This window comes from Priestia sp. AB (genome assembly GCF_028369225.1).
In the GTDB taxonomy this organism is placed as follows: domain Bacteria; phylum Bacillota; class Bacilli; order Bacillales; family Bacillaceae_H; genus Priestia; species Priestia megaterium.
The window spans coordinates 1-24,796 of sequence record NZ_JAQMYN010000022.1 but is presented as its reverse complement, the minus strand read 5'-3'; the positions used below and the strand labels follow the sequence as shown (position 1 = coordinate 24,796).

At 32.4% G+C, this 24,796-nt stretch carries 26 protein-coding genes and 2 pseudogenes; 23 read left to right on the top strand and 5 right to left on the bottom strand.

Going from position 1 to position 24,796, the window contains the following annotated elements:
- Positions 1 to 187 precede the first annotated feature (187 nt).
- Together POF52_RS28725 and POF52_RS28720 are read left to right on the top strand one after the other, a co-directional pair.
- On the top strand, positions 188 to 472 hold the full coding sequence (locus tag POF52_RS28725; protein ID WP_271997270.1) for an AbrB family transcriptional regulator: 285 nt from the start codon (positions 188 to 190) through the stop codon (positions 470 to 472).
- A 587-nt stretch (positions 473 to 1,059) separates the two neighbouring features.
- Positions 1,060 to 1,509, top strand: coding sequence for a PCYCGC motif-containing (lipo)protein (locus POF52_RS28720; protein WP_334314422.1), 450 nt, complete (start codon positions 1,060 to 1,062; stop codon positions 1,507 to 1,509).
- Between the two features lie 130 nt (positions 1,510 to 1,639).
- Here POF52_RS28720 and POF52_RS28715 read toward each other — a convergent pair whose 3' ends face one another.
- Positions 1,640 to 2,821, bottom strand: coding sequence for a YhgE/Pip domain-containing protein (locus tag POF52_RS28715; RefSeq protein ID WP_271997267.1), 1,182 nt, complete (start codon positions 2,819 to 2,821; stop codon positions 1,640 to 1,642).
- A gap of 189 nt (positions 2,822 to 3,010) precedes the next feature.
- Between POF52_RS28715 and POF52_RS28710 the strand changes: the two genes are divergently transcribed.
- The 11 genes and pseudogenes from POF52_RS28710 to POF52_RS28660 all read left to right on the top strand — a co-directional run bounded on the left by POF52_RS28710 (position 3,011) and on the right by POF52_RS28660 (position 13,913).
- Positions 3,011 to 3,619, top strand: a complete 609-nt coding sequence (locus POF52_RS28710) for a TetR/AcrR family transcriptional regulator (RefSeq protein ID WP_271997265.1) — start codon at positions 3,011 to 3,013, stop codon at positions 3,617 to 3,619.
- Between the two features lie 787 nt (positions 3,620 to 4,406).
- Positions 4,407 to 4,739, top strand: coding sequence for a carboxymuconolactone decarboxylase family protein (locus tag POF52_RS28705; RefSeq protein WP_013083567.1), 333 nt, complete (start codon positions 4,407 to 4,409; stop codon positions 4,737 to 4,739).
- A 49-nt stretch (positions 4,740 to 4,788) separates the two neighbouring features.
- Positions 4,789 to 6,558: a fatty acyl-AMP ligase gene (locus POF52_RS28700; RefSeq protein WP_271997262.1), complete on the top strand. Its 1,770-nt coding sequence runs from the start codon at positions 4,789 to 4,791 to the stop codon at positions 6,556 to 6,558.
- An 81-nt stretch (positions 6,559 to 6,639) separates the two neighbouring features.
- Entirely contained in the window at positions 6,640 to 7,677 is a 1,038-nt protein-coding gene (locus tag POF52_RS28695; protein WP_271997259.1) for a flavin-containing monooxygenase, read from the top strand.
- A 33-nt stretch (positions 7,678 to 7,710) separates the two neighbouring features.
- Positions 7,711 to 7,977, top strand: coding sequence for an acyl carrier protein (locus tag POF52_RS28690; RefSeq protein ID WP_176586386.1), 267 nt, complete (start codon positions 7,711 to 7,713; stop codon positions 7,975 to 7,977).
- Positions 7,974 to 9,143: a LuxE/PaaK family acyltransferase gene (locus POF52_RS28685; RefSeq protein WP_271997256.1), complete on the top strand. Its 1,170-nt coding sequence runs from the start codon at positions 7,974 to 7,976 to the stop codon at positions 9,141 to 9,143. The genes POF52_RS28690 and POF52_RS28685 overlap by 4 nt, the downstream gene beginning before the upstream one ends.
- A 1-nt stretch (position 9,144) precedes the next feature.
- Positions 9,145 to 9,549: an iron-sulfur cluster assembly scaffold protein gene (locus tag POF52_RS28680; RefSeq protein ID WP_071275570.1), complete on the top strand. Its 405-nt coding sequence runs from the start codon at positions 9,145 to 9,147 to the stop codon at positions 9,547 to 9,549.
- A gap of 2 nt (positions 9,550 to 9,551) precedes the next feature.
- Positions 9,552 to 10,721 (top strand): cysteine desulfurase family protein, encoded by a 1,170-nt coding sequence (locus POF52_RS28675; RefSeq protein WP_271997251.1) that lies wholly within the window; start codon positions 9,552 to 9,554, stop codon positions 10,719 to 10,721.
- Positions 10,722 to 10,774: 53 nt separating this feature from the next.
- On the top strand, positions 10,775 to 11,245 hold the full coding sequence (locus tag POF52_RS28670; RefSeq protein WP_271997247.1) for a DinB family protein: 471 nt from the start codon (positions 10,775 to 10,777) through the stop codon (positions 11,243 to 11,245).
- Positions 11,246 to 11,482: 237 nt separating this feature from the next.
- Positions 11,483 to 11,811: pseudogene (locus POF52_RS28665) on the top strand (nucleoside triphosphate pyrophosphohydrolase).
- A 1,085-nt stretch (positions 11,812 to 12,896) separates the two neighbouring features.
- Positions 12,897 to 13,913: a DUF3231 family protein gene (locus tag POF52_RS28660; RefSeq protein ID WP_271997244.1), complete on the top strand. Its 1,017-nt coding sequence runs from the start codon at positions 12,897 to 12,899 to the stop codon at positions 13,911 to 13,913.
- Positions 13,914 to 14,623: 710 nt separating this feature from the next.
- Here POF52_RS28660 and POF52_RS28655 read toward each other — a convergent pair.
- The gene (locus tag POF52_RS28655; protein ID WP_271997242.1) at positions 14,624 to 15,460 is read right to left on the bottom strand and encodes an STAS domain-containing protein; all 837 of its coding nucleotides are present in this window, start codon (positions 15,458 to 15,460) and stop codon (positions 14,624 to 14,626) included.
- A 398-nt stretch (positions 15,461 to 15,858) separates the two neighbouring features.
- Here POF52_RS28655 and POF52_RS28650 point away from each other — a divergent pair, with 398 nt between their 5' ends.
- Complete coding sequence (locus POF52_RS28650) at positions 15,859 to 16,098, top strand: hypothetical protein (RefSeq protein ID WP_271997240.1); 240 nt, start codon at positions 15,859 to 15,861, stop codon at positions 16,096 to 16,098.
- 145 nt (positions 16,099 to 16,243) lie between these two features.
- Here the strand turns inward: POF52_RS28650 and POF52_RS28645 are convergent, their stop codons facing one another.
- Positions 16,244 to 16,432: a hypothetical protein gene (locus POF52_RS28645; protein ID WP_176586393.1), complete on the bottom strand. Its 189-nt coding sequence runs from the start codon at positions 16,430 to 16,432 to the stop codon at positions 16,244 to 16,246.
- Positions 16,433 to 16,975: 543 nt separating this feature from the next.
- Between POF52_RS28645 and POF52_RS28640 the strand changes: the two genes are divergently transcribed.
- Positions 16,976 to 17,269 carry a hypothetical protein gene (locus POF52_RS28640; RefSeq protein ID WP_271997238.1) on the top strand — a complete coding sequence of 98 codons (294 nt, stop codon included), beginning with the start codon at positions 16,976 to 16,978 and terminating at the stop codon, positions 17,267 to 17,269.
- Positions 17,270 to 18,257: 988 nt separating this feature from the next.
- Here the strand turns inward: POF52_RS28640 and POF52_RS28635 are convergent.
- The gene (locus tag POF52_RS28635) at positions 18,258 to 18,449 is read right to left on the bottom strand and encodes a hypothetical protein (protein WP_074676538.1); all 192 of its coding nucleotides are present in this window, start codon (positions 18,447 to 18,449) and stop codon (positions 18,258 to 18,260) included.
- 235 nt (positions 18,450 to 18,684) lie between these two features.
- Between POF52_RS28635 and POF52_RS28630 the strand changes: the two genes are divergently transcribed.
- Together POF52_RS28630 and POF52_RS28625 are read left to right on the top strand one after the other, a co-directional pair.
- Positions 18,685 to 18,903: a hypothetical protein gene (locus POF52_RS28630; protein ID WP_271997234.1), complete on the top strand. Its 219-nt coding sequence runs from the start codon at positions 18,685 to 18,687 to the stop codon at positions 18,901 to 18,903.
- A 188-nt stretch (positions 18,904 to 19,091) separates the two neighbouring features.
- Entirely contained in the window at positions 19,092 to 19,517 is a 426-nt protein-coding gene (locus tag POF52_RS28625; RefSeq protein ID WP_271997232.1) for a hypothetical protein, read from the top strand.
- A gap of 300 nt (positions 19,518 to 19,817) precedes the next feature.
- Here POF52_RS28625 and POF52_RS28620 read toward each other — a convergent pair whose 3' ends face one another.
- Entirely contained in the window at positions 19,818 to 20,198 is a 381-nt protein-coding gene (locus tag POF52_RS28620) for a YkvA family protein (protein WP_271997229.1), read from the bottom strand.
- Positions 20,199 to 20,333: 135 nt separating this feature from the next.
- Here POF52_RS28620 and POF52_RS28615 point away from each other — a divergent pair, with 135 nt between their 5' ends.
- The 6 genes and pseudogenes from POF52_RS28615 (at position 20,334) to POF52_RS28590 (ending at position 24,447) form a co-directional block, all read left to right on the top strand.
- Complete coding sequence (locus POF52_RS28615) at positions 20,334 to 20,888, top strand: Chromate resistance protein ChrB (protein ID WP_271997227.1); 555 nt, start codon at positions 20,334 to 20,336, stop codon at positions 20,886 to 20,888.
- A 45-nt stretch (positions 20,889 to 20,933) separates the two neighbouring features.
- Positions 20,934 to 21,674 (top strand): transglycosylase domain-containing protein, encoded by a 741-nt coding sequence (locus POF52_RS28610; protein ID WP_271997225.1) that lies wholly within the window; start codon positions 20,934 to 20,936, stop codon positions 21,672 to 21,674.
- 94 nt (positions 21,675 to 21,768) lie between these two features.
- A pseudogene (locus POF52_RS28605) lies at positions 21,769 to 21,954 on the top strand (NAD(P)H:quinone oxidoreductase, type IV); the annotation flags it as partial.
- Between the two features lie 237 nt (positions 21,955 to 22,191).
- Complete coding sequence (locus POF52_RS28600; RefSeq protein ID WP_271997223.1) at positions 22,192 to 22,656, top strand: CBO0543 family protein; 465 nt, start codon at positions 22,192 to 22,194, stop codon at positions 22,654 to 22,656.
- A gap of 77 nt (positions 22,657 to 22,733) precedes the next feature.
- Positions 22,734 to 23,213, top strand: coding sequence for a hypothetical protein (locus POF52_RS28595; RefSeq protein ID WP_271997220.1), 480 nt, complete (start codon positions 22,734 to 22,736; stop codon positions 23,211 to 23,213).
- A gap of 1,033 nt (positions 23,214 to 24,246) precedes the next feature.
- The gene (locus tag POF52_RS28590) at positions 24,247 to 24,447 is read left to right on the top strand and encodes a cold-shock protein (RefSeq protein ID WP_025751380.1); all 201 of its coding nucleotides are present in this window, start codon (positions 24,247 to 24,249) and stop codon (positions 24,445 to 24,447) included.
- Positions 24,448 to 24,796: the final 349 nt, after the last annotated feature.

Genomic DNA, 24,796 nt, shown 5'->3' with positions numbered 1-24,796 from the left:
ATACTTTTTTACATATAAATAATTTAATGGATATTATTGGATGATTTTATGTAGGTTTTTGTTTAATTCTGTAGTTTGTATCATAAAATGAGGCTTAATAAATCTTTGTTATTAGTTTAAATTCATATATTACTTTTATTAAAAGAAAATAAACAAGAAAAAGATAATTTAAATTAGGAGTGAGAAAATGAAAAAAATAGGGCTGATTAAAGGTCTGGGTAAATTTGGACGTGTCACATTCCCTAGTGAACTACGACGAACCTTAGGGATAAAAGGCAGTGAGAGTTATGTGGAGATGTCTATAGAAAATGAAGCAATAATTATCGAAAAATGTGTTGAAAGTAAACCCTGTGCTATCACTGGTAAGGTAAGTGATAAAAATAAAGTGTATATAGGTAATATCGTGCTAAGCTCAGAAGGAGAAAAGATTTTATTACAACAATTAATTGATATAGAAAAACCGATTGAGTGACCATTCTTTCATAATGTCATTACTGATATTACATTTGGTATAACCGATATATACCAATTAATTTCTGTGTTCGTGGCCACCATTTTACACCAGATTCCAAAGTGCATGGCAATCGTGACTATTCTTTCTGTAGCAAAAGTAACTCAATTATCCTTTTTACTAATTGTAGCCTTCTTATCTTTATCTTTAGGTGGGAGTTTATTAATTGGAGAAAGCGTACAAGCCTCCTCACTTAAATTACAAGCTTTATCTAGGTACATTGTCCTTGGTTATCTTTCATGAAGTAATAGGCCAGGCTGTAACTTATTTTAGACTTCTACATGTATGGATGCTTATAGGTTTAGGAGTATTAATTATTTACGTTTATCGGTATTCACTTTCACTATTTCATGGTCATTAAAGGGATTTTATTATTAGTTGTTTTAAAAACGACAAGAATGATGGATATACCTTGTAGGTTAAACTTTTCATTACTATTAGAGGATTAGTTACTAATATAATAGTAGGAAGGGTGTCTTAGTTGCATAAAAAGTCTTTAGTCGTATTAATCATGTTAATAGTAAGCATAGTTTCTACAGCCTGTTCAAATTCAAGCGAAGAAACAGCTAGTAAAGAAAAAAAATGCTACAAAGAAAGAGCATCAACAACATTCAGAAAACATTAGTCGTGACATAAAGGAAGAAACAGCTAGTAATGAGGTTTTACCTGAATTTTTGAAGGATAAATCAGAAGAGATGCAAACCATTTATGCGAATGCTGCCCAAAACAAAGAGCTACTAGAGAATATTCCATGCTACTGTGGTTGTGGTGAATCGGCGGGGCATAGAAATAACTATGATGGCTTTATCCATGAGAATATAAGAGATGGAAAGGTAATATGGGATGACCATGGAACAAAATGTGGTGTTTGTCTCGAAATAGCAGCTCAATCCGTTTCTGATTTGGAATCTGGTAAATTAATTAAACAAATTCGTCAATCAATTGATGAAAAATATAAAAGTGGTTATGCAAAACCAACGCCAACTCCTGAAGTTTAAGGTCAAGTATAGGCTTTTAGCTGACATGTAATTAAAGATATCAAAAGATTAATTAAAACAAATAGGACCTTGAGAAGAGTAAGTTATATATCTTGCTCTTCTCAAGGTCTTTTTTATTAATACATAAAAATTACTTTTCTACAGCTACCATTGTTTTTTCTTTACTTATTGTTTTGAGTATAGAGAGCGACATGATTATAAATGAAGCCACACCTATCATTCCTAGAACAAATAAATAGCTTTCAATATCATGCCCTCCAAAGTAGAAGATATTACGTAGACCTTCTACACTGTATTTAAAAGGAACCCATGAATAAAACCAATCTTGAGTTACTGTAGGTAGAAACTCTGGAGGTAAATTTAATACCGGAATTGAGAAGAGAAAAAGTAAGATGAATAATGGAACCCCTACCAATCCTAACCAATTTAAAATAGCATTTTGAAGTAAATAAAACATAAATGCAGTAAATAGTAAAAATAAGAATGTTGCCTGGAAGTCAGATATATTAACGTTTAATACATTATCGGTAAATAAAAGGACTGTAGAAGCAATGGCGGTTGCAAATAGGAATCCTGCAACTAATTGAGCTAAAATAGATCGGATACTTATACGCCCATTTGTAACCTTCTTCATAATAACAAAATGAATAACAGAACTAATAATGACTGCGATCCATATTATTTGTGTAAATAATACAGGGGCATTTCCATTAGCTGTATGATCTCCGACTTCGTTAACTGTTTCATTCTTCACAAGTAAAGGACTGCTCAAAAGTTTAGCTTGCGAAGGAGTAATAGTAGCTTTATTAGTCTCTAACTGGGTAAAAACATTCTCCTGAATTTGCCCATTTATTTTAGAAAGCAATTGATCGATAACCTGCTTTGTTGTATTAGCAGCCGTGTAATGCATTCCTTGATTAATAATTACCTCTACTTCTGGCTTTTGTGGTGAAGGAGATTGAAGTGACAAAATTTGCTGAGACATATTCTCTGGAATCACAATCGTTGCATAGTATTTCTTTTCATTCATTGCACTGATAGCATCTTCTCTTGCGTCAATCACTGACCACTTAAAAGGAATATCTTTATTATCTAGTAACGTTTCCTTATATTGTTCACCAGCATTCAGTTTTGTCTTATTAGGCAATTCAGCACCTTTATCATTTACTACTAATGCAACTGGCAAGTCCTCCGGAGTGGGATTAACAATTGACCCTATGAAAGCAATACTAAAAATCATAACGACAATGACAATTCCTAGTAAGCTCCCCCAAAATCTTTTTTGTGAAAAAAAACTCTTAAATACGCACACGTAATCTCCCTCCTGAACATCTTGTTTTCATTGACAGGGCGTTGCATAAGGAACGCCTTGTTATATACAATGTAATTATATTCCTTATCTTCACATACTCAATAATCAATATTGTGCTATTTGTTATATATACAACAAATGAGTGCTGAGTGTTAATTAAAACTGAAATCATAGACAGGTGATGAGAAAATGTTTAAAAAAACAGATTTGCGTGTTATTCGAACAAGAAAAATGATTAAAGAATCGTTTATTGATTTAATCCAAGAGAAAGGCTATGAATCTATTACCATTAGGGATATTGCAGACAATGCATTAATTAACAGAGCTACTTTTTATCTTCACTATGTAGATAAACAAGATTTGGTGGATAAATTAATTGACGAAGTTTTTGAGGAACTAACAGATATTATTAACCCTTGTATATACATCCAAAAGAAAAGAGTGAACATATCACAATTTCAATCACTGATTGAAGCTATATTTACGAATATTTTCCATCATGCTACGTTTTATCAAATCATGTTAAGTGAAAAAGGGGTACATGGATTTAATCGCAGAATGCAAGAGGTTATTCAAGAGAAATTTAGAAAAGAATTCGCCACAATAAATTTACAAGAACAAAAGTTTTCAACTCCCCCTGAATTATTGATACATTTCATTTCTTCAGCATTGATTGGGACAGTAGAATGGTGGGTTAATAATGATTTAGTCTACTCTCCTAAACATATGGCAGTGCAGTTAGTTCACTTAGTAACGATTGGTCCATTACAGTCTTCAGGTTTTGAAATTGAAGCATAAGATAAAATTAAGCTTGTAAAGAGTTCCAAACTCACTTCAATAAGCAATTTTGAAAACATCAGCATCACCTAGTTTTTTATAAAAAATGGGATTATATCTAGAATAAGTTCCAGAAGAGATCTTGAATGTAGATAGATATAATCCCTCAATCTATCCTCATCATTTTTTACCTTTATTTCCAAATGTAAATTTCATTCTTTTTTTAAAAATTTTTTTGTACCATTCTTATTTAGCAAAAATGGTAACGCTGTCATATGTTTTAACATTCAAAAAAATGTTTGAGTGTTATAGAAACATATTATACGTAGTGAATATCTCACTTCTAAATAAAGATTCATCTGCTCTAAAAAAACATCTGAACTTTCTTATATCTTATAGTCCTTTTATTTTTATAAAACTTCCTAAAAATACTCACTGAAATGAGTTTTGCTTTGATTTTATCAATATAATTTTAAGTATAATAATGTACTTATCCGAGTGGAGAAATAGACTTTATTCCACCTCCTAAAAGTCTTGTAAAATAGTTATTAAATTATTCTTAAATTTGGAATAAAGTGATTGACAACCCAAAATATTGTTTGTAGAATCCATTTGTAGCTACCTTTTTTACAAATAGAGGTAATTATAGGTTAATTTTCTTCTGTTCTAATGTAGTAAAATATTACCGTTATGGAGAAGAGGTGGAAAAATCGCCCGATAATTAAATGAGTTTTTATTATTTTAAAGTAGTTTGTTTAATTCTTTATGATAGTTACTTATATTTAAACAATGATGGGAGAAATAAAAGATGTCAGACGATACTTTATATAAAAAATCATATTTAAATAGATTAGGGGAATTAAAGGAAAGATCACCAAAAGTTGCAGCAAAATTTATGCAGTTTGAACATGAAGTCTTTAATACAGGTACGATTCCTCCTAAAATAAAAGAGTTGATCGCTATTGCTGTAGCGCATACAACAGGATGTCCATATTGCATTGAAGCTCATGTAGCTAAGTATAAAAAACTAGGTGGAACTATGGATGAAATTTTAGAAGCAGTGACTGTAGCAGCTGCGCTTAAAGCTGGGGCTGCAATTAGTCATAGTGTAAATGCCATCAATGCCTTCGAAAGAGAGTGAATTTTTTAGTTTGTTGATTTTAGAACATATAAAATGAGGTGTAGGCGGCGTGGAAAAATTGATAGACAACCCTACTATTCTAAATAGTAGTTATTCTTCAATGATTGACTTGTTATCTCATAAGGCGAGGGTTCATCCTGAAAAGGTGGTCTACACATTTTTATATAATGACAACAAGGATGAAATTAATATTACCTATCAAGAACTTCACACGTGTGCTAAGCAAATCGCTGGTTACCTACAACATTTAGGTTTAGAAGGGCAACGAGCTCTTTTAATGTATCCATCTGGAATAGACTACATTAAAGCTTTTCTAGGTTGTATCTATGCGAATGTAATACCGGTTCCCGTGTATCCTCCTGGGTTGAATAGGAATATGTTACGTTTAAAAGCGATTATGGACGATGCAGCTACTAATATTATTTTAACAACTACGCACCTGCATTCAAAAATAAGCTTTCATTTCTCAGATGAACTTTCAAGCATGAATTTAAAGTGGATTCCGATTGACGATATATCTCATGATTATCAAGATGAGTGGTCACAACCAAAGATAGATAAAGAATCTTTAGCCTTTTTACAATATACTTCAGGATCTACATCTTCTCCTAAAGGAGTAATGGTCACTCACGGTAATATTTTGCATAATGAAGCCATGATTAAAACAGCTTGTCAGCATAACGAGGATACAGTCATGCTCGGGTGGCTACCAATGTATCATGATATGGGGTTAATAGGTAACATTCTACAACCACTATACCTTGGGGCCAAATGTGTATTTATGTCGCCAATGGATTTTTTACAAAAGCCTTTTCGATGGCTAAGTGCTATCTCAAAGTACAAAGCAACTATTAGTGGTGGACCCAATTTTGCTTATGACTTATGCCTAAAAAAGATTACAGATGAACAAAAGAGGCAGCTTGATTTAAGTACGTGGGAAGTTGCTTTTAATGGGGCTGAACCCGTGCGTTATGAAACTATTCAAAAGTTCGCCCAGGCTTTTAAAGATTGTGGTTTTAAACTAAATCAATTTTTTCCGTGCTACGGTATGGCTGAAGCAACTTTATTTATAACAGGTAATGAAAAATTAACAAAGCCTGTCTCTAAAGGCTTTTGCAAGGAAAGTTTCCTAGAAAATAAAGCTATAGAGCGACCGTTAAATTCTGAAGATTCAGTTAAATTAGTTGGTTGCGGTATGACTTGGCTTGATCAGAAAGTAAAAATTGTTAATGCTGACTCCTTATCCACATGTGCATCCAATGAAATAGGTGAAATTTGGATTAAAGGAAACAGTATAGCAAAAGGGTATTTTGGACGGGAACAAGAAACAAATTATGCGTTTAATAATACAGTGAAAGACACAAACGAAAATGGATTTTTAAGAACTGGAGATTTAGGGTTCTTTCATGAAGGGCAGCTTTTTGTAACAGGTAGACTGAAGGATGTCATTGTAATGAGAGGGAAAAACCATTACCCGCAAGATATTGAATTAACTGTGGAAAAAGCAGATCAAGCTATTATTTCAGGAGCCAGCGCTGCCTTTTCTGTTGATATCAATGAGGAAGAGAAGTTGATTATAGTTGCTGAAATCGAACGTAAATATAGGCCTAGATCGCATAAGGAAAAAGAGTTGAAAGGTTATTTAGACAATGTTTTAAGAAACATCCGTCAGCAAGTAATGGAGGAACATGAAGTTCAGCCATATGCTATTTACCTTTTAAAGACTAGCAGTATACCAAAAACATCTAGTGGGAAAATCCAAAGACGTGCTTGTAAAAAAGCGTATTTAAATAATGGTTTAGAGGTTTGGCATAATTAAATTCGTTCTTTTCCCTCTTTTCCTAATAAATTCATCCTACTAAGCATAATGTACTTACTATTGTTGAAGGAGGGATGTTAAATGGGAAATTCATATAACACAATTGTAATTGGCGCTGGACAAGCGGGACTAGCTATTGGCTATTATTTAAAACAAAAATCCCTTTCGTTTTTAATTATAGATTCTAATAGTAGAGTCGGGGACTCTTGGCGTCATCGTTACGATTCTTTAATCTTGTTTACACCTAGATCTCATAGTGCACTACCGGGTATGAATGTAGAAGGGTCGCCACATGGTTACCCTAACAAAGATGAGATTGCCGATTATTTAGAGAATTATAGTCGTCATTATAATCTTCCAGTTCAACTAAATACAGCCGTTATTAATTTATTTAAAGAGAATGAACAGTTCCACCTCGTTACTAATAAGGGTAATTACGTAGCGAAAAATATAGTAGTTGCGACTGGTCCCTTTCAAAAGCCCTTTGTACCAGATGTTGAGAAAGATGTCTTAAAAGACATTTTTCAAATTCATGCAGCTCATTATAAAAATCCGACTCAATTAAAGGAAGGAACGACTTTAATAGTGGGTGCTGGTAATTCAGGGGTACAGATTGCAACGGAGTTAGCTGAAAGCAGAGAAGTTTATCTATCTGTAGGTAAACGGATGAAATTCCTACCCTATACATTACTGAATAGGAGTGTTTTTTGGTGGTTCCAAGTGCTTGGAGTATCAAAAGCAACTATCCATTCAAAATTGGGGCAGTTTATGAAAAAAAATGATCCAATTATAGGGAAAGAGTTAAAACCACTGCTAAGTAGAGGCGTTGTTAAAAAGGTTTCAAAAGTTTCAAAGGCAGATGGTAAGAGTTTAATTTGTCAAAATGGGGAGAAGGTCCAACCAGAGAATATCATCTGGGCCACTGGTTACCACAATGATTACGAATGGATTGAAATCCCTAACATAATTGATAAAAACAATAATGTAATTCATGATCGAGGCATAACAAAAGAAAAGGGTCTTTACTTTCTAGGGTTATCATGGCAATACCGACGTGGTTCCGCCTTATTATTAGGGGTTGGAGAAGACGCCAAGTTCTTAGCAAATCATATAACTTAATTCATATGAAAAGTTTTAGTGGGGGTCCTAATTATGGAAAACGATAAGATTTTTATGATGATAAGAGAGTCTATTTTAGTTTTTTCACCTTTAAAAGAAACGGATATTAAAATAGATAGCAATTTGTCCGGAGATTTATCACTGGATTCAACTGACCGTTTAGAACTTGTTTTAGATTTAGAGCAAAAGTTAGATATTAGCATTCCAACTGAGGACTATGGCTGGTGTAAAACGATTGAGGACATTGTGTTGTTAGTAAAACAAATACAAGCTCAGAACACTAAGGAGGCTGTTAAATGAACTTATCTACTAAGTTAAAAGAACTAGGATTATCTCCATTAAATACATTAGTCGGCAGTGCCCATAACCTTTATAAAATGCCTTTTGATACAGTAAATAAATATAAAGGCAGCGTTATTGCAGATAACTTTAACTATCATTATGAAAATAACGAATTTTATCGTGATTTATGTAAAAAGAAAAACATTAGCCCTCAGGATATAAAGAGTTTTAATGATTTAGCAAAAATCCCTTTAATTCCAGTTCAAACATTTAAACAATGCGATTCTCATCTTCTTATGACATCGAAATTAAATGAAGTTGAATTCGAAATGAGAAGTACAGGAACAAGTGGTATTCCTAGTGTATCTCGTCGTGATCGATTAACGATGGATAGTGCATTTGATAGTGTTGTAACCACCTATAGGGAGTTCTTTAAGTTCTCCAGAGGGATGGGATTATTTCTTTTCCCACCAACTGAAGAAATGCCTGAAATGGGAATGGTAAAAGCACTGAACGTTTTTGCTGGTTTATTAGATGGTAGCGTTAATTTAGTAAAGAAAATAACATTCAACCCCGAAAAAGCTGTAGAAGTCTTACAAAGTTGGGATGGAAAGCATACTAGACATATAGTAGGCCCTCCATTTTTAGTATATAGATTAATTAAATATTGTATGGATCGCAATATTAAACTTAATTTAGAAAAGAATAGCTTTATTATTACGCTTGGAGGATGGAAAAGGTTCACTGGTGAAGAAATTCCACGAGCAGAATTTAATGAGCTTTGTCATGAATACTTAGGTGTTCAATCATACAATGTAAGGGATATGTATGGATTAGTAGAAGCTAATATGCTTGCAGTAGAATGCCATAAACAAGAAAAACATATTCCACCATGGGTACACGTTTCTATGCGTAATCCACACAATGTCTTAGAAGAAGTTGAATATGGAGAAAGAGGCGTTATTGCTATTTATGATCCAACTTCTATTTCTTATCCAGGCTTCATTCTGACAGAAGATGTTGGATATTTAAGAAAGGATACATCTTGTGAATGTGGCCGTAATGGACAGACGTTAGTATATATTTCAAGGATGCCAGGCGTGGAAGTAGGTTGTTGTGCAATTAACCTTGAAAAGTTTATCGAAGAAAAAGAAAAAGGCATGGCTATCAAAGGAGGAATTTAAAATGTTCAATGATATAATCTGTGATCATTTTATGAATCCTAGGAATATTGGTGAACTTACAGATGCGGACTATGTGATTGAAATCAGTAATCCTATTTGTGGTGATACAGTACACATGTATTTAACGTTAAACCAAGAGGTTATCTCCGATGTGGCTTATAGAGCTTATGGATGTTCTACGTCTATTGCTACAGCAAGTATTGTTTCAGAAAAAATAGTTGGTATGTCTAAAGCTGAAATTTCGTCTATTACACGAAATAACGTTGTTGAATGGTTAGGTGAGTTAGAACCTTCACAGCTTCACTGTGTGGATATTGCTTTAAATATTCTAAATCAGTGTGCAAATCCAACAAAAAAGAAATTTGAACAGAAAGAGTTTCTGGTAGAAGGGGAAGGTGCATTTTAACAATGCATACACCTATTTATTTTGACTATAATGCCACTACTCCTATTGATCCAAGAGTATTAGAAGGTATGTTACCATATCTTCAAAATCATTTTGGAAATCCGTCGAGCAATTATTCTATAGGATATCGTACTAAAGAGGCCATTGAAATGGCACGTAAAGATATAGCTAATCTTATCAGTGTTGAGGATGGTAATGTATTTTTTACAAGTGGTGGATCTGAGGCGAACTCCACTATATTAAAAGGCATTGCAGCAAAAAGTTCAAAGAAGAAGCATATTATTACAAGTTCAATTGAACATCCAGCTATCTTAAAAACGTGTGATTACTTAAGAAAGCATCATGGATTTCAAATTACCACAATACCTGTCAATCCGGCTGGTATTGTGGATGTTAATGATATCGAAAGAGCTATAACTAGCCAAACAGTTCTTGTTACAGTCATGATGGTAAATAATGAAATTGGATCTATACAGCCTATAAAAGAAATAGGTAATCTGTGTAAAAAGCATAATATTCATTTCCATTGCGACGCAGTACAGGCAGTTGGGAAAATACCTGTTAATTTAAAGGAACTTCCAATTGACAGTTTATCGATGTCAGCGCATAAGATTTATGGACCTAAGGGAGTAGGCTGTTTATATTTACGTGAAGGTGTCAATATTCCTCCTCTTATCCTTGGAGGGTCTCAAGAATTTGGTATGCGCTCTGGAACAGAAAATGTAGCAGGTATTGTCGGTTTTGGGATTGCTGCAAAAATAGTTCAAGAAGATCTATACTTCAATCTTACAAAGATAGAGTACCTACGTAACTTATTCTTAACTAATCTCCATACAGAAATTGAGGATTGTTTAATAAACGGAGACATACATGCGAATGTTCCTTCCACGATAAACATTCAATTTTCTGGTATTAGAGGAGAATCCTTAGCCAGTATGTTAAATGAATTAGGATTTTGTGTATCTATTGCTTCTGCATGCAGCTCTACTTCATCTAAACTTTCACATGTATTAAAAGCAATTGGAAAAACAGATGAAGAGATCAGAAGCTCAATTCGTATAAGTATAGGTGCGTTAACTACAGAGGATGAAATAAATCAGTTAGTTAGACATTTAAAACAATCCGTGATGAGATTGCGTTCTTTCTCTCCTAAATATCAAATGTCTATATAGCTATATAAGAATAAAAAAGTCTAAAAATAGTGGTTGAAAGGTAGTGGGACTACATGGATGAATTAGTATTTAAGCAATTTAAAGTTGCAAAAGATTTTTTTATTAGAAACGTAGAAGCTATTTCCACAGAAGTAGCGAGTGTTCAGCCAGATGGCTTTAACAATACAATTCATTGGCATATTGGCCACGTATTAACATTCACTGAGCAATTAATGTTTGGATTTCCGGAAAAGACCATTTACCTTCCGGTAAACTATGTCGAATTATTTGGAAATGGTACGAAACCGGCTGACTGGAAAGGTAAGGTGCCGAGCTTAGAAGAATTGATTAGCCAGCTTAAGGATCAGTCCATTCGTCTTCAGCAAATTCCAAGTGAACAATTAAAGGAAACTCTTCAAAAACCATTTATGGGATTTGAAACTTTTGGGGAGCTAGCAGGCCTGGCCGTTCTACATGAATCCAATCATTTAGGCCATATCCAAGCAATAAAACGCGTTGTTGAATATGAAAGTGTAAAACAATAATCAGTTTAGGTACAGATTAAAGGCATCCTCTAGCCATTCATATTACTAAGCTCTAAATAAAAAACAAGCATTTGTTTTCAAAGGCTTGTTTTTTTGTTTAGAGAGTTTTTATATAGAAATGTTACAGGTCATCTATGATGCAAATTTGATAAAATTTAGAGGCTAAATTTAGTAATTACTTTTGGATTTGGCTGTGACCATACACTAAATAGTTTAATTATAAAGGAGATGAAGTAGATGATAATTTACAATAAGCTAGTCAGGGATCGTATCCCTGAAATTATCCAAGAATCTGGAGAGGAATGTTTAGTCGAAGTTTTAACAGAGCATGATTATTTAAAAGAACTTCAAAAAAAGGAGAGGAAGAGTTAAAGGAGTATTTAGCAGCTTCTAATTCCAAAGAAGTTATAGAAGAACTTGCGGATTTATTAGAAGTAATTTATGGATTAGCACAGTGTCATGGGTTTTCCATTAAAGCGTTAGAGACAGTTAGACAATCTAAAAAGGATAAAAAAGGTGCCTTTGATAAAAGATTATTCTTAGTGGAAGTCCATAAGAAAGATTAAAAATTAATTTCTAGTTACGTAAGAAAAAAACCTACTGATTATGGTTATGATGAGGTCCTTGTTTCTCTTTTATTCAGTTTTTTATACACCATAGATATAACGGGGGTTCCTTAGATAAGTGGATAAGGATTTGATGTGTAAAAAGTACACGTTTTAATATATATACTCGCACGGAAAAATATAGTATATATGGAGAAAACATGTTATTATGTTTCTGCACATGCATTTTAATAGTAAAAAGCCACCTGTCCTGCAAATACTGGGTGGCTTTTTATTTTGTTAACGATAATAATTGCTTTAACACTCTATAATAGATTTAAATATCTTGTCCCAAAAGTATACATTTGTAGTTACCATAAAACCACTTATCGATACATATCAAAAAGGTCATCATATACATTAATTAGATGACCTTTTCTCACTTGTATTAAATTCTTTTAAGAGTTTTGTAGATTTGACAAACGTTTATGGCTATAAATTTAAAGGTTACAAGTTAAAAAACAATTAATACTTAAACAGCATTTCAGATTTATTGCGGAATGCTGCTCTTTTTATGACCAATGTTTCAGTAGGACTACGATGTATGTCATTTTCTATACATGTATGTATCAAAGGTTATAGGACATTATTCTCATGGTATACTATCGATTAACGACAAAACATTGTATATGCAGCATGTTTTGTTCATTTTCTGCTTTGGAGGGACAATTTCATTGCGTATTGTTCCTCCTTTTTATTTTATACAAAAAACATTGTGGAATACCATTAATAACCAAATATATGAGCAAACTATTCAAGAAGCTTATTAGCTTTCTACCCAAAAGTTTCATAAAAGAAAAACCTACCTTTGTTGCGAAAGGTAGGTTTTTTCTCTTTTCAAGCTGTATATCATATACAGGTTTAGTTAACATAATCACTCTTATTATGGGAAGCTAGAGAAGTGAAAAAACATCCTCGTTTCAATATATTGGATCAATGACAAGTAACTTCAATCAGATTATATATACTCATAAAAGGCATAAAAATAGCAGTTTTCTGCAAATGATATAGTAACAACCTAAAATATCAATTGGAGGAAACTGCTCATGACTGAACATAACACAAAGCTTACGTCAGCTGAAATAGCCTGCACATGGACTGGCTATATGAATGATAGTATGTCCAAATGTATACTTGGTTATTTCTTAAAACATATCGAAGATAAAGAAATTAAATTAATTGTTCAAATGGCTTATGACCTTTCAGCTGTTCATGTAGAAAAACTTCGTGCTTTATTTCAAAGGGAAGGAATTCCTCTTCCTATAGGATTTACAAATGAACATGATGTGAATAAGGATACAGGTCGTTTGTACACCGATACCTTCATTCTTATTTACGTTAATCACATGGCAAAAGTAGGGATGCTAGCATTTAGTGGGTTTCTATCCATGAGTGCTCGAAAAGATATACGATTATATTTTAAAGAGGGGCTTCAAGAGGCCTCCAATTTATATGATGAAAGTTCGGATATTGCTCTTTCGAAAGGGCTATTTGTTCGAGCACCTTATATTGCTTATCCTACTCAACCAGATACTGTAGACAGCAAAAGCTATCTTAGTGGCTTTTCATTTTTTAGTAAAGAGCGCCCTTTGAATGCCATTGAAATATCACATTTATATATGAATATCCAAACCAATATCATCGGCAGTAAGCTAGCTCTTAGCTTTGCCCAAACATCTCAACGCGAAAAAATTCAAAAATGGATGTTAAGAGGGGCTGAAATCTCGGAAAAACATGTACAGATTTTTGGAAAAGGACTGTTAGAAAATCATATTCAGCCACCGGTTCCACATGATATTGCGATTAGTGACTTAACGACACCTGTCTTTTCTGATCGACTAGCGATGTTTCAGATGAGTTTTTTGAGCGCAGCAGGAACAGGTAACTATGCAACTGCAGCAGCTGCAAGTCAACGAAGTGACCTCGTTATCAATTATGAAAGGCTATCACTTGAGATTGGTCAATATGCGAAAGATGGAGCTGATATCATGATCCATCATAAATGGCTTGAACAACCACCTGGAACACAAGACAAAGAACAACTCGCTATAAAAAAAGAATAATCTTATATATTTAGAACAAACTATTTGAGAAGCTCATTAGCTTTCTACCCAAAAGTTTCACGAGAGAAAGAACTACTGATACCTGATGAGTCAGTAGTTCTTTCTTGTTTTAGATTGTAGGTAGTATTCATTCATAGTTACTAAAATAATGATTAGAAGAAATAAAAAGCCTTTAAAACTAATTGTTTTAAAGGCTTTTTATACTTTTGATATTGAATATTACACAAAAAGATCTCCCACAAACATAATATATCCGGTAACTATAATTAATGCTACGCTAAGTACAACAGCCAAGACACTTCTCAAAGCTGATGTCCAATTATGTATTCCATAGAAGCCCACTATGCTCATCAAAAATATAACAACTGTTCCATAAAAATCCAAACTTAATAATAGGGGATGTTGAAGGGTTACAAAAAATAAAGCAGTACATAACAATGAGAAGATAAATGACCAAAGGTTTATGACTCTTACCATCTAAACCAATCATAAAACTCACCATATTATCTCATATCCTGAACTGATAAATCTAGTTACCATAATAGGTTTTATGGGTAACTAGCAAAGCAACCCTCGAGTTATGACTATAGGGTTATCTGAGTAAAGATTACCCAGATATAATCCTCTTTATTTACTTTTTTAAATGCATTTCTAATTTTTCGAACTTATCTGTATGTTTATGTGTAGCAAAACCTCTCTACTTATTCCTCCTACAATCTTTTCAGTTCTAAATACTCTTTTAAAGTTTGCTGTAATGTCCCTTTAGCTTCTGCCTTGTCCTCAAAAGAGATTCCTGAGTGAATCATTGTCCTAACTAGGTCAGCACGTAAACCTGTAAGAATAGCTTCACACCCCATCATTGAAATTCCAGTTAATATTTTTTGGAAATGGTCAATGACATGCATCTCCATATTAGCAATTCCAGACAAGTCTATAATTAATGTTTGAATCTTTAAATCTGAGATGCCCATCAATACTTTCTCCTCAATTGTTTGGATACGATTGAGGTCAATCATTCCAATCAATGGTAGTACAGCTACGGATTGGCTAAGTGGTATAATGGGCACTGATAGATTTTCAACTAAGTCCCTTTGGGAGGCAATTAATTCATCTTTATACTTGGAATAACTAATGAGAAAAGTGTTAAGAAATTGATCAATCCTATCATTAATTCGTTTCTCTAAGGCAAAAAATTCTTCACAACCATTAAAATAGTCATTTATTCGATCATATTGATAGAGAAAATGCCATAATGTTCGCCTAATGGCCTGTACCCATTCTAGCTTGAAGGCAAGAGTTAAGGCGTGTTCTGCCCAAGCTATTCCTTCTTGCTGGGCGAAAGCAATGAGTTCTTCTTCTTTTTGCTCTACGACATATAGAGATAACTTTTGAGCATTTTTCAAAAGATCAATATTTCCAGTTTCTAAAATGTCATTAATCTTAGAGGCTACGTTAACTGCTTCTGATAAGAGTTTATCCTGGAAGTTCTGTTTGTTATCTTTAATAAAATCGGTCATTTTTTCTCTCTGATTATAAATAATCTCCATTTTGAATACGCCCCTTATTTGTTTACTGATTATTGTTATCCTTAATTAATCAATATCTCCAAATGAGTTCTTATTTATTTTTATGCCTTGTACTACCTACACTACTCAATTTCAAATATCTCCTCCTTTCCCTAAAATGTTATTTTAGATAGAACTTTTTATATCTTTATGCTTTAAATATATATTTTTTTTACATCTTTTATACCATACATATTTGTAATGCCCAACTATGTTGCATTTGTCATGTAGCGTCTAATCCAAATACATAATTACACTTTTTTACAAATTAATTTCGTTTTTAAAATATTTATTTCAATTATTAGGAGATAACAACTTACATACATACCCTATGCTAAAATAAATTAAACTTTAAATTGTGAGAAAGGGTTTGGTGATAAATGACAATAATTAAAATCAAAGAAAAGTTAGAAACTTTATTACAGTATGCAGATAGTGAAATCACTCATACCATTTGTAGTAAAAATAATACCTTTTCTCTCAGTTATTCTAAAGAGCTAAAGAATTTTCAACTGAAGAATATTGAAACGGGCCATATTGAACATTTTCCGGATGTGGAGGTTACATCTTTAGCTTTATATAAAATAATAAGTACTGTGGAAAAAGAAGTCACTGAGTAATAAATAGTTTTTAAAATGTATATAAACAAATTATAAGAAGTAAAAAGAACCCGAATCATTTAGGAACAAGCTCTTTGTGGTTTGACATGTTTAGTTAACATAATCACTGTTATAAAAACCTATAAAAAAAGAGAAGATCATATTCCTAATCTTCTCTTTTTCTATATTTCAACTGTTCCTCCTTATAAGTGAAATTCATTATTAAACAAAATCCTGCTAGAAGCCAACCAATAATAGGGGAATAAATAAAAACATTTGTTAATAACAATCCTCCACAAATAGAGATCACCGAAAACATTAATAAAAAAACGTTAGTACCTTCATTTTCATTCATATAAAACACCTCTCTAATTAATCAACGAAGTGAAAAAATAAAAACTTTGAAAGAATTTCATAATATTTCCTAAGCAAAAAAGGACATTTCTTTTATGCCCTGTTCCCTCGTATCAGCCCCACCTACGCTAAATACTATGACAGCCACTCATGCCATCCAACCTACACTTATCATAAATGAAAGCGTTTACAAAGTAAAGAAATTAATAAAATATTCTGTCTATTATTTTCGCTATATTTAACTTGTCTATTACAAATAATACTAAATATGCTGAGCAAATTATATAAGATGTCGCCAAACATTGACACATACAACTAAATTCTTTAACAGAAAAGGCTTGCCTCTTTTGTCTGGGAAGATATAGGTTTTTTCTGTTTTATAACTTTATATCTTATAAACGTTTAATTAACATAAAACGGCTTTCCAGAACACATGAAAAAGGAAACCCTTTGGCATAGAAGGATTTTACCTTTTTAAGTCCAAGTAAGATAATAATAGTGACTCATAAAGCAATTGAAGGGTGAAGAAATGGAGGGAGGTAAATTGCCTAACAGGGAGTATCCATTCTATTTTATAAAGTTAGGTACATTATATTACGTATATCATTCGTATAAGAACGTAAAAAAGAAAGAGGTATCCAGTTACGAATTTACTAATGATGAATCGTTAGCATTTCCCATTGATGAAGAGTCTGCTAAACAATTGGCAGATAAATGTGGAGGCCATATTGTAATGAAGAATGCTACGTTTAATGATTATATTAGCCAAGGAGAAAGATGGAGTCATTTTATAGATAGCAAAAAGAAGAACATATGGAGAATCTATATCATTAATTGAACGATAAAACCTTTTAACTACTATTTATTTTGAAGAAAAAGGTCTTATTTGTCGTCAGTTAGAGTAAAAAGTGAAACTTTAATAATAAATAAAGTTTCACTATTTACTTGTCAAAATTTAAGACATGGATAAGGTTATTTTCTAAAAACAAATTTAATTGCAACATTTATTTTTAAAGATATATGTATATGAATCTACAAATCTGGCCAGACTAATAACGTATTCCCCCTTTTCCAATAAATTTAAAAATCCTTTGCCTGTATGGTATAGGATTATTTTTTGGTAAATTTTACTTTAATTAGTTGTTAATCTAAACAAAAGGGAACTACATATATTAATAGCATACAAAGGAGATATGTATTGGAGACAAATTATGGGTACTATACTGGATCTCTGTTCGTGAGGGAATTAGAACGTTTAAAAGAAGAATATATTCAACTTGATCTCGATGAGATGATATGAAAGTAATGATGAAGGAAGACATTTTACTTCTAGAAAAGGCAATAGATATGTTGTGTAGGAATAAAGTTTATTAAATAGAGTATACTATTTAAGATGTTTCTGAGCATCGACTCATCTAACTAAATTCTGCAACAGAAAACCTACCTCTTTTGACTGGGAAGAGCTAGGTTTTTCTGTTTTTTAAGCTCTTGTTAAGAAGCAGACTCAAGCAAGCTTTCTCTTTTACACATAATGTAACAAAGACGCTTTGAAGCCTCTGTTCAAAGTTGACAACATGTTTGTTTTTTTTTACATAAATTTTTTCTTTCTGGAGCACACTATTCAAGATGCAATAGAGCATTGTCAATATAACATCTATATTTCAACGACTAGGAAGACTACTGTACAGGAGCAGTAGTTTTTTCTTTTTTATGTTTTCTATAAAATTGTTTAACATAAAAAACCATTAATAGGAAAAGGTAAAGCAGCCTAATACTATTGAGACTGCTTTAACCTTCTATTTAATCCACTCACCAATTGCATATGTTTAATGCCTGGATATTAACTCACTCATTAATCTGTTTAGAGCAATGTCTATTATGTCATGTTCTGTATACCCTTTTATAAGATGTAGATTCCTTGTTTCTTTTTTTATTAACAACTTTCTAATCTCATCACATAAGTGAATTTGAGAATCCAAAAGCCTTATTACTTGTACATCTTCCATTTGTTTAGACATCAAATCAACCCCTTTATGACTTTAAAAAAGACTATTCTCCTTTAAAAAGGAAAAATCCTTTTGCCAATGTGCTTGGTTAATATCATGTAGTCTCTATATAGGAAGGGAAAGAATAGTTTTGCCATAAGGGTATTTTTTTTCCTATTAGTATGTTAGGGTGGGGGGGAAGAACAAATAAATTATTTGGTCTCTTTGTTCCTGAAGTTTCCTCATAATAGGAAGGGTACACCTATTTATGAGCATCACTGAAATTAAGAAAATGCTTCGTACTCTCATTCAATATGAAGATAGCACCATTACCCATGTTATACTTGGATTAATTGAACTCGTTTATTCTAAAGGAACTCAAAGTTTTCAATTGACTACACTTATTGATGGAAATATGTCACCGTATGACGATATAGATAGTGCTTCAGAAGCTTTATATATAATCTTAAATCCCGAAGGCCTTTAATAAGGCCTTCTCCTTTTATGAGGTGTACAAACTTAATTAGCATAAAACATATTTTCAGAACCCCAGTAAAAAAAGATGTTGTAAAGCATCTGTTTAGAGTTGACAATATGTGTGCTTTTTTTTTATTTTAAAGATATATATGATACACATCTTAAAAATAAAAATGATTAACCTAAAGGAGACAGAACATGGATACTATGATAACTAAATGGATTCCTGTTCCTTATTTTCAAATTGATCAAGAAGGTACTATTTTAAATTCTTCAAACACGACTCATTCATATTTTTCTGCTACATCTAATATATGGAATATCATTCATCAAGAAGACCGGGATAAAGCCATATTAATGCTCTCACAGAGTGCTAATTCTTATCCTATAACAAAACATCTGATTTTACAGATACGTAACAACTTATTTGGGAATTTTAAATGTACGATCCAATGGAAAGATGGGATAGGTCACCTGGTATGTACAGAAGCCAAAAGTATTAAAGACTCAATTATTACACCTTCATCTGTTCAAAAAACTTTAATAAATACCCAAAAACGGTTAGAAGAATCGGAAAAACATTTAGACAATGTTGCTAAAATAGTAAATATAAGAAAGCACTAATTTTTTATTTTTTTCTTACATGAATTTTTCACACCTGGAGCAAACTACTCAAGACGCCGTGAGGCATCAGCGAAAATCCTTACTGCAATAGAGCAAAAAAAATCTACCTCTTTTGATCAGGAAGAGATAGGTTTTTTTCTATTTTTAAGATGTATACTTCATACATTTTTAGTTAACATAATGTCTCTTTCCGGAACAAATGCTAAAAAGAATCCCCCGGCGCACATGGGGTTCCGGATAGGATGACTACTTCTTTTATGCTATTATCTTCAAGAATTTGCAGCAGACTCCTTCAAGTTATTACTTAAAAAATAATTTAAAAATCCAATATAAAACGGCTATCCATAATAAGATAATGACAATTCCGGCAGTCCAATTTTTCTTTTTAACATTCTCCGATTCTCTTACTTTTTCGCGACATTCCTCAAGTACATCTTTAGGAATTAGTTTTAAGACAAATTTAATCGCGAAAGGAATAAGGATGATATCATCTAGGTATCCCAGTATAGGTATAAAATCAGGAATTAAATCTACTGGGCTAAATGCATAGGCTATGATTAATATGGATAACAATTTCACGTAAAATGGAACTTTAGGATGTTTGTTAGCTTCTATTAACACAAAAATTTCCTGCTTTAACTTCCTTGCTTGTTCCTTTAATTTAGTTAATGCTTCTCCCATCTATATTTCCTCCTGTTATCTCTATTATCTTTAGTTATCTAATAAATTGTATCTTTTGTTATTATTTAATGCAACGAGTGTTACATTTTTATTTTTGTGTTAAAATGAATAAAAATAGTATGAGGAGTCTGAGATATGTCTACAACCAATTGGATTATTTTCACGTATAAGATTCCTTCGGAACCTTCTTCAGCAAGGGTTAGAGTTTGGAGAAATCTCAAAACACTCGGGGTTCATTACCTTCAACAATCCGTTTGTATCTTACCTTCTAAGGAAGAAATTATAAAAAAGTTAAAAAAACTTGAATTATTTATCCATGAAAGTGGAGGCGAAACCTCTATCCTTGAAATTGAAAGGCTTTCGTTTTCTTCCGAACAAATGATAACATCCAAGTTCAATCAGGAACGTGCCTTGGAATACGATGAATTTATTGAGGAATCAAATAAATTCTTACAGGAAATAGAAGATGAGACTACTAAAGAAAACTTTTCATTTAGAGAAATAGAAGAGAACGAGGCTGAATTAAGAAGGTTAAAAAAATGGTTGGTAAAAATAAAGAAAAGAGATTATTTTTCATGTGAAACAAATAAAGAGGCATCGGATCTCTTTGAAAAATGCAATAAAGTGCTTGAAGAATTTACAGAGAAAGTATATCTATGTGAAGGAATTGTCGAAGAAAAAAATGTGTAATGAGCATTTAATTTATCTAAATAACACACAAAGAGGAATAACATCATGACTAAGGGTTTCCCAAGAAAAAAAGTAATTGGAAAGTTTTTTATTCTTTTATTATGCACTTTTTTGTTAACTAGTTGTTCAGCTGAAAACTATGTACAAGGGGTCATATTAGACAAAGTAAATGTGGCTGACATTCAGAATCTTTCTCCAACTCAAGACAAGAAAGTTGCTACTTTGAAAGAATTACCAGATTATCTTAAGATGGCTTTTGTTATAACTGAAGATAAACGCTTCTATGAACATAAGGGTGTTGACCCGAAAGGAATCCTTCGAGCTTTATATAGAGATGTCTTAGAAGGAAGTAAAAGTGAAGGAGCCAGTACGATTACACAGCAACTTGCCCGAAACGTATTTCTTTCTAATGAAAAAACTTTTAGCAGAAAATCGAAAGAGATTGTGTATGCCATAGAATTAGAGAGAAAATACTCGAAAGATGAAATCTTAGAGATGTATTTAAACCATATCTATTTTGGTAGTGGTGCTTACGGAATTCAAGCAGCCGCACAAGAATACTTCGGAAAAGATGCAAAAAATTTAACGATTGCAGAGTCTGCTTTATTAGCTGGTTTACCTAAAGCACCTAGTAAATATTCTCCTCGTAACAATATAGAGCTAGCAAAAGAACGACGCTCGATCGTTCTTTCATTAATGGAAGAAAATCATATAATTTCTAAACAAGAAGAAGAAGAAGCAAACAAGCAAGAAATCCTTTTGACCAAGAAAGCAGTAAGGCAATAAATTGTTATAACTTCTTTTAATATATTATCTCTCTCTCAATTATACACAGAGATATTTCTTTTTTAGAAACGTTAATGAATAGTACTTAATACTTGGAGCAATTGTAGCATCACCAGGCTATACAGATCCAGTTATCTTTGGATCAGGTGGAAATCCATATGGTACAAGTGTAACAGTTGACCAAGACGGAAACATGGTTGAAGATGTACAAGCGACTGTTAAACATCAAGCAAAACGTACAGTAACAGTTGCAGAGTGGGTTAAAAAAGGAAATCAATAATTAAATAATAAGAAATAAGTAAAGCGATATACTTCCTGATTTTAATTAGGAAGTATATCGTTTCTTTTCTTTCCAGTGAAATATGTAGGAGTCGACTAGTTAGAATCGAGAAACAAAGTATGTTACCAACAGTTGAGATGTTATTTTTGTAAGTATATTCCCAGCGATAAAGTATTATTCTACGGAGAAATGGAGATAGTAAGTCTGTTAAATTCTAAAAAACAATGGAGTGAAATAATGGAAAAATTAATGCTAAGAGTATTATTTGCTTTGTGTTTACTTTTATTTCCCTTTTTGGCGAAAAAGCCTCACTTTAAAGAAATGCTTATTGTTTTTTTCTCAAAAGGCGTTCTAGCCACCCTTATCGATGCGTATGTAGTAAATACGAAGAGAGTTGAGTATCCGGTACGTCCTTTTCCTAAAATTTTCTCCACAAATATTATTTTTGATGTTTTGTTTTTTCCCTTGTTAAGTATGGCTTGGGTTAGACAGTCATATAACGATAATATTCCAAAGATTTTATTAAAAAGTTTAACTTGGAGTATACCAATGAGCCTTTCTCAATGGTATTTAGAAAGGAACAGCAAATTATTTAAGTGGAAAAAGTGGTCTCCATTTCATACTTTTGGAAGTGTTAGCTTTACACTTCTTACAATTAGAGCTCTAGCAGGCTTAGTAAAGAAAGTTGACGGTACGCACTAATTAAAAGTAGACTGACGTACTTATTAAGCAATTAGGTATTAGGAGAATTTATATATCTAAAAAATAAGGTTGATTTCATGAGAAAAACAACAAAATTAGAAGCAGTTCTATGGAGTGTTGCTCTACCAGGGTTTGGACAACTTTTAAATGGTCAACTCATTAAAGGACTGACTTTTATATTCTTGGAGTTTCTTATTAATACAAAAAGTTCTTTTAATCATGCGATTCTTTATAGTTTTCTTGGACAAATTAACAAGGCCATTGAAGTAGTAAATTATCAATGGTTAATGTTTTACCCTTGTGTTTACATGTTTGCTATGTATGATGCTTATAAATATTCTACAAAGAATACTCCATATTTATCTTTCTTGCCATTTGTTGGCGGTGCATATACAGTAACCGTAGGGTTGATGTACTCCTCTAAGTTACATTTTGGTGAGGCTTTACTCGGACCAATATGGCTTCCAATAATATTTTTAGTTCCAGGATTAATTTTGGGGTTCATAGTTCGTTATCTATTAATGAAATGTCTAAAAGGAATAGATGAATATTCCTAGCTGGCAGTAAACAATTAGATAGTAGAAGGAAAAATAATAAATGAAGCTAAATTTCAAATTTTCCGATGAAACAAAAATTAAATAAAGAAATTTGTGGTAACTGAACTCGAAAGAAAGGCCTGTATCTAAACAGATACAGGCCTTTCTTTACCCCATGAAAAGAGAATAAACATTCTTTTTTTTATGTAACAAAAACGAGATGCAAACGATTATGCATCCCGTCATGTGAAGAAGGAAAAAATAGCTTTTAATGCAGCATATGATCTTTAAGGAACAACTCATTTACGTAATTCCATTGCCTAATGAAACAGTCACTTGAAAAAGCATATTCTCTTTAACAAACACCTCATTTAAGCATTGAACTAAAAAGTATACAATGTGAACGAAATCGTTCTTGGTCTGGGACAAACACCTCATTTGCATAGTTATAAATGAACGTTATTGTCTACCCATTATATATATTCTTACTACGCTCATGACTACCATCCCCTTATGAATCAAACATACATCGATTTACAATAAGGTTTTCTGAAATATGCCTGCTGTAGACACCTCATCCCAAATGTAAGAAGCTTTGTAATGATTAGTTGTAATCAATAACTTGTTTTCCTTCTTCCCTAAATAGAATATCCCAATAGCCTCTTTATAATTCAGTAAAGCTAACAGGTGTTTTTTGGATTACATATACTCTTTATTTATAAGAAAGATTAAATAATGAATTATTATGAATAGCTATAATAAATGGAGATATATACATATTCATTTTGTTCAATGTGCTCGAGCATTCATAAGTTATGCTACATATGCCTCTCATAAGTCTTGGTAGGGGAAAGGTGAATAGTTAGAACTTGTTGAAGGGGATATTTTCCTTATTTGCTATAAAGCCTACTATATGTTACACTACAGATAACTTATTTTTGTTCGGTATATTGAGAAAAGAAAAAACCTAATTAGAAGTTTTTATCTTGAAATAGTATGTTTGGGCAAGATTGGTAATACATTTGTGGAGTATTCCACAGCAGGAGGCAACATTATGACACAAGGTACAGTAAAATGGTTTAACGCAGACAAAGGTTTCGGTTTCATTGAAATCGAAGGCGGAGACGATGTATTCGTTCATTTCAGTGCTATTCAAGGTGAAGGTTTCAAATCATTAGAAGAAGGTCAAAAAGTTACTTTTGATATCGAAGAAGGTCAACGTGGAGCACAAGCTGCTAACGTTCACAAAGCATAATTAAAAGTGATAACGAAAAAGACTCCTTATAAAGGAGTCTTTTTTTATGGTCTTATAATTAGCAAACTATGATTTATCTACTATTAGTTCAATAGAAAACCCAGGCTTTAAAAAAAGCCTGGGTTTTAGACAAGACGATCGATACAAGGTTAATTAGTTATAACATACAATAGAAATAGAAAGCAAATATGAACAAAGACTTTTTTATGTATAGGTAGTGTTTAATCTTTTAAAAAGCATAGGTGTACATTATCTTCTATGGGGATTACGGGGGATTTTATCAATAAGGCGTTTTTTAGCTTCCATCTGACTTTTACACAAAGGACATTTCTGATGACTATCGTAAGAG

Coding starts and splice junctions, on each gene's coding strand:
- POF52_RS28725 (WP_271997270.1), top strand. CDS start 188: ATGAAAAAAATAGGGCTGATTAAAGGTCTGGGTAAATTTGGACGTGTC.
- POF52_RS28710 (WP_271997265.1), top strand. CDS start 3,011: ATGTTTAAAAAAACAGATTTGCGTGTTATTCGAACAAGAAAAATGATT.
- POF52_RS28705 (WP_013083567.1), top strand. CDS start 4,407: ATGTCAGACGATACTTTATATAAAAAATCATATTTAAATAGATTAGGG.
- POF52_RS28695 (WP_271997259.1), top strand. CDS start 6,640: ATGGGAAATTCATATAACACAATTGTAATTGGCGCTGGACAAGCGGGA.
- POF52_RS28690 (WP_176586386.1), top strand. CDS start 7,711: ATGGAAAACGATAAGATTTTTATGATGATAAGAGAGTCTATTTTAGTT.
- POF52_RS28685 (WP_271997256.1), top strand. CDS start 7,974: ATGAACTTATCTACTAAGTTAAAAGAACTAGGATTATCTCCATTAAAT.
- POF52_RS28680 (WP_071275570.1), top strand. CDS start 9,145: ATGTTCAATGATATAATCTGTGATCATTTTATGAATCCTAGGAATATT.
- POF52_RS28675 (WP_271997251.1), top strand. CDS start 9,552: ATGCATACACCTATTTATTTTGACTATAATGCCACTACTCCTATTGAT.
- POF52_RS28670 (WP_271997247.1), top strand. CDS start 10,775: ATGGATGAATTAGTATTTAAGCAATTTAAAGTTGCAAAAGATTTTTTT.
- POF52_RS28660 (WP_271997244.1), top strand. CDS start 12,897: ATGACTGAACATAACACAAAGCTTACGTCAGCTGAAATAGCCTGCACA.
- POF52_RS28655 (WP_271997242.1), bottom strand. CDS start 15,460: ATGGAGATTATTTATAATCAGAGAGAAAAAATGACCGATTTTATTAAA.
- POF52_RS28650 (WP_271997240.1), top strand. CDS start 15,859: ATGACAATAATTAAAATCAAAGAAAAGTTAGAAACTTTATTACAGTAT.
- POF52_RS28645 (WP_176586393.1), bottom strand. CDS start 16,432: ATGAATGAAAATGAAGGTACTAACGTTTTTTTATTAATGTTTTCGGTG.
- POF52_RS28635 (WP_074676538.1), bottom strand. CDS start 18,449: ATGTCTAAACAAATGGAAGATGTACAAGTAATAAGGCTTTTGGATTCT.
- POF52_RS28630 (WP_271997234.1), top strand. CDS start 18,685: ATGAGCATCACTGAAATTAAGAAAATGCTTCGTACTCTCATTCAATAT.
- POF52_RS28625 (WP_271997232.1), top strand. CDS start 19,092: ATGGATACTATGATAACTAAATGGATTCCTGTTCCTTATTTTCAAATT.
- POF52_RS28620 (WP_271997229.1), bottom strand. CDS start 20,198: ATGGGAGAAGCATTAACTAAATTAAAGGAACAAGCAAGGAAGTTAAAG.
- POF52_RS28615 (WP_271997227.1), top strand. CDS start 20,334: ATGTCTACAACCAATTGGATTATTTTCACGTATAAGATTCCTTCGGAA.
- POF52_RS28610 (WP_271997225.1), top strand. CDS start 20,934: ATGACTAAGGGTTTCCCAAGAAAAAAAGTAATTGGAAAGTTTTTTATT.
- POF52_RS28600 (WP_271997223.1), top strand. CDS start 22,192: ATGGAAAAATTAATGCTAAGAGTATTATTTGCTTTGTGTTTACTTTTA.
- POF52_RS28595 (WP_271997220.1), top strand. CDS start 22,734: ATGAGAAAAACAACAAAATTAGAAGCAGTTCTATGGAGTGTTGCTCTA.
- POF52_RS28590 (WP_025751380.1), top strand. CDS start 24,247: ATGACACAAGGTACAGTAAAATGGTTTAACGCAGACAAAGGTTTCGGT.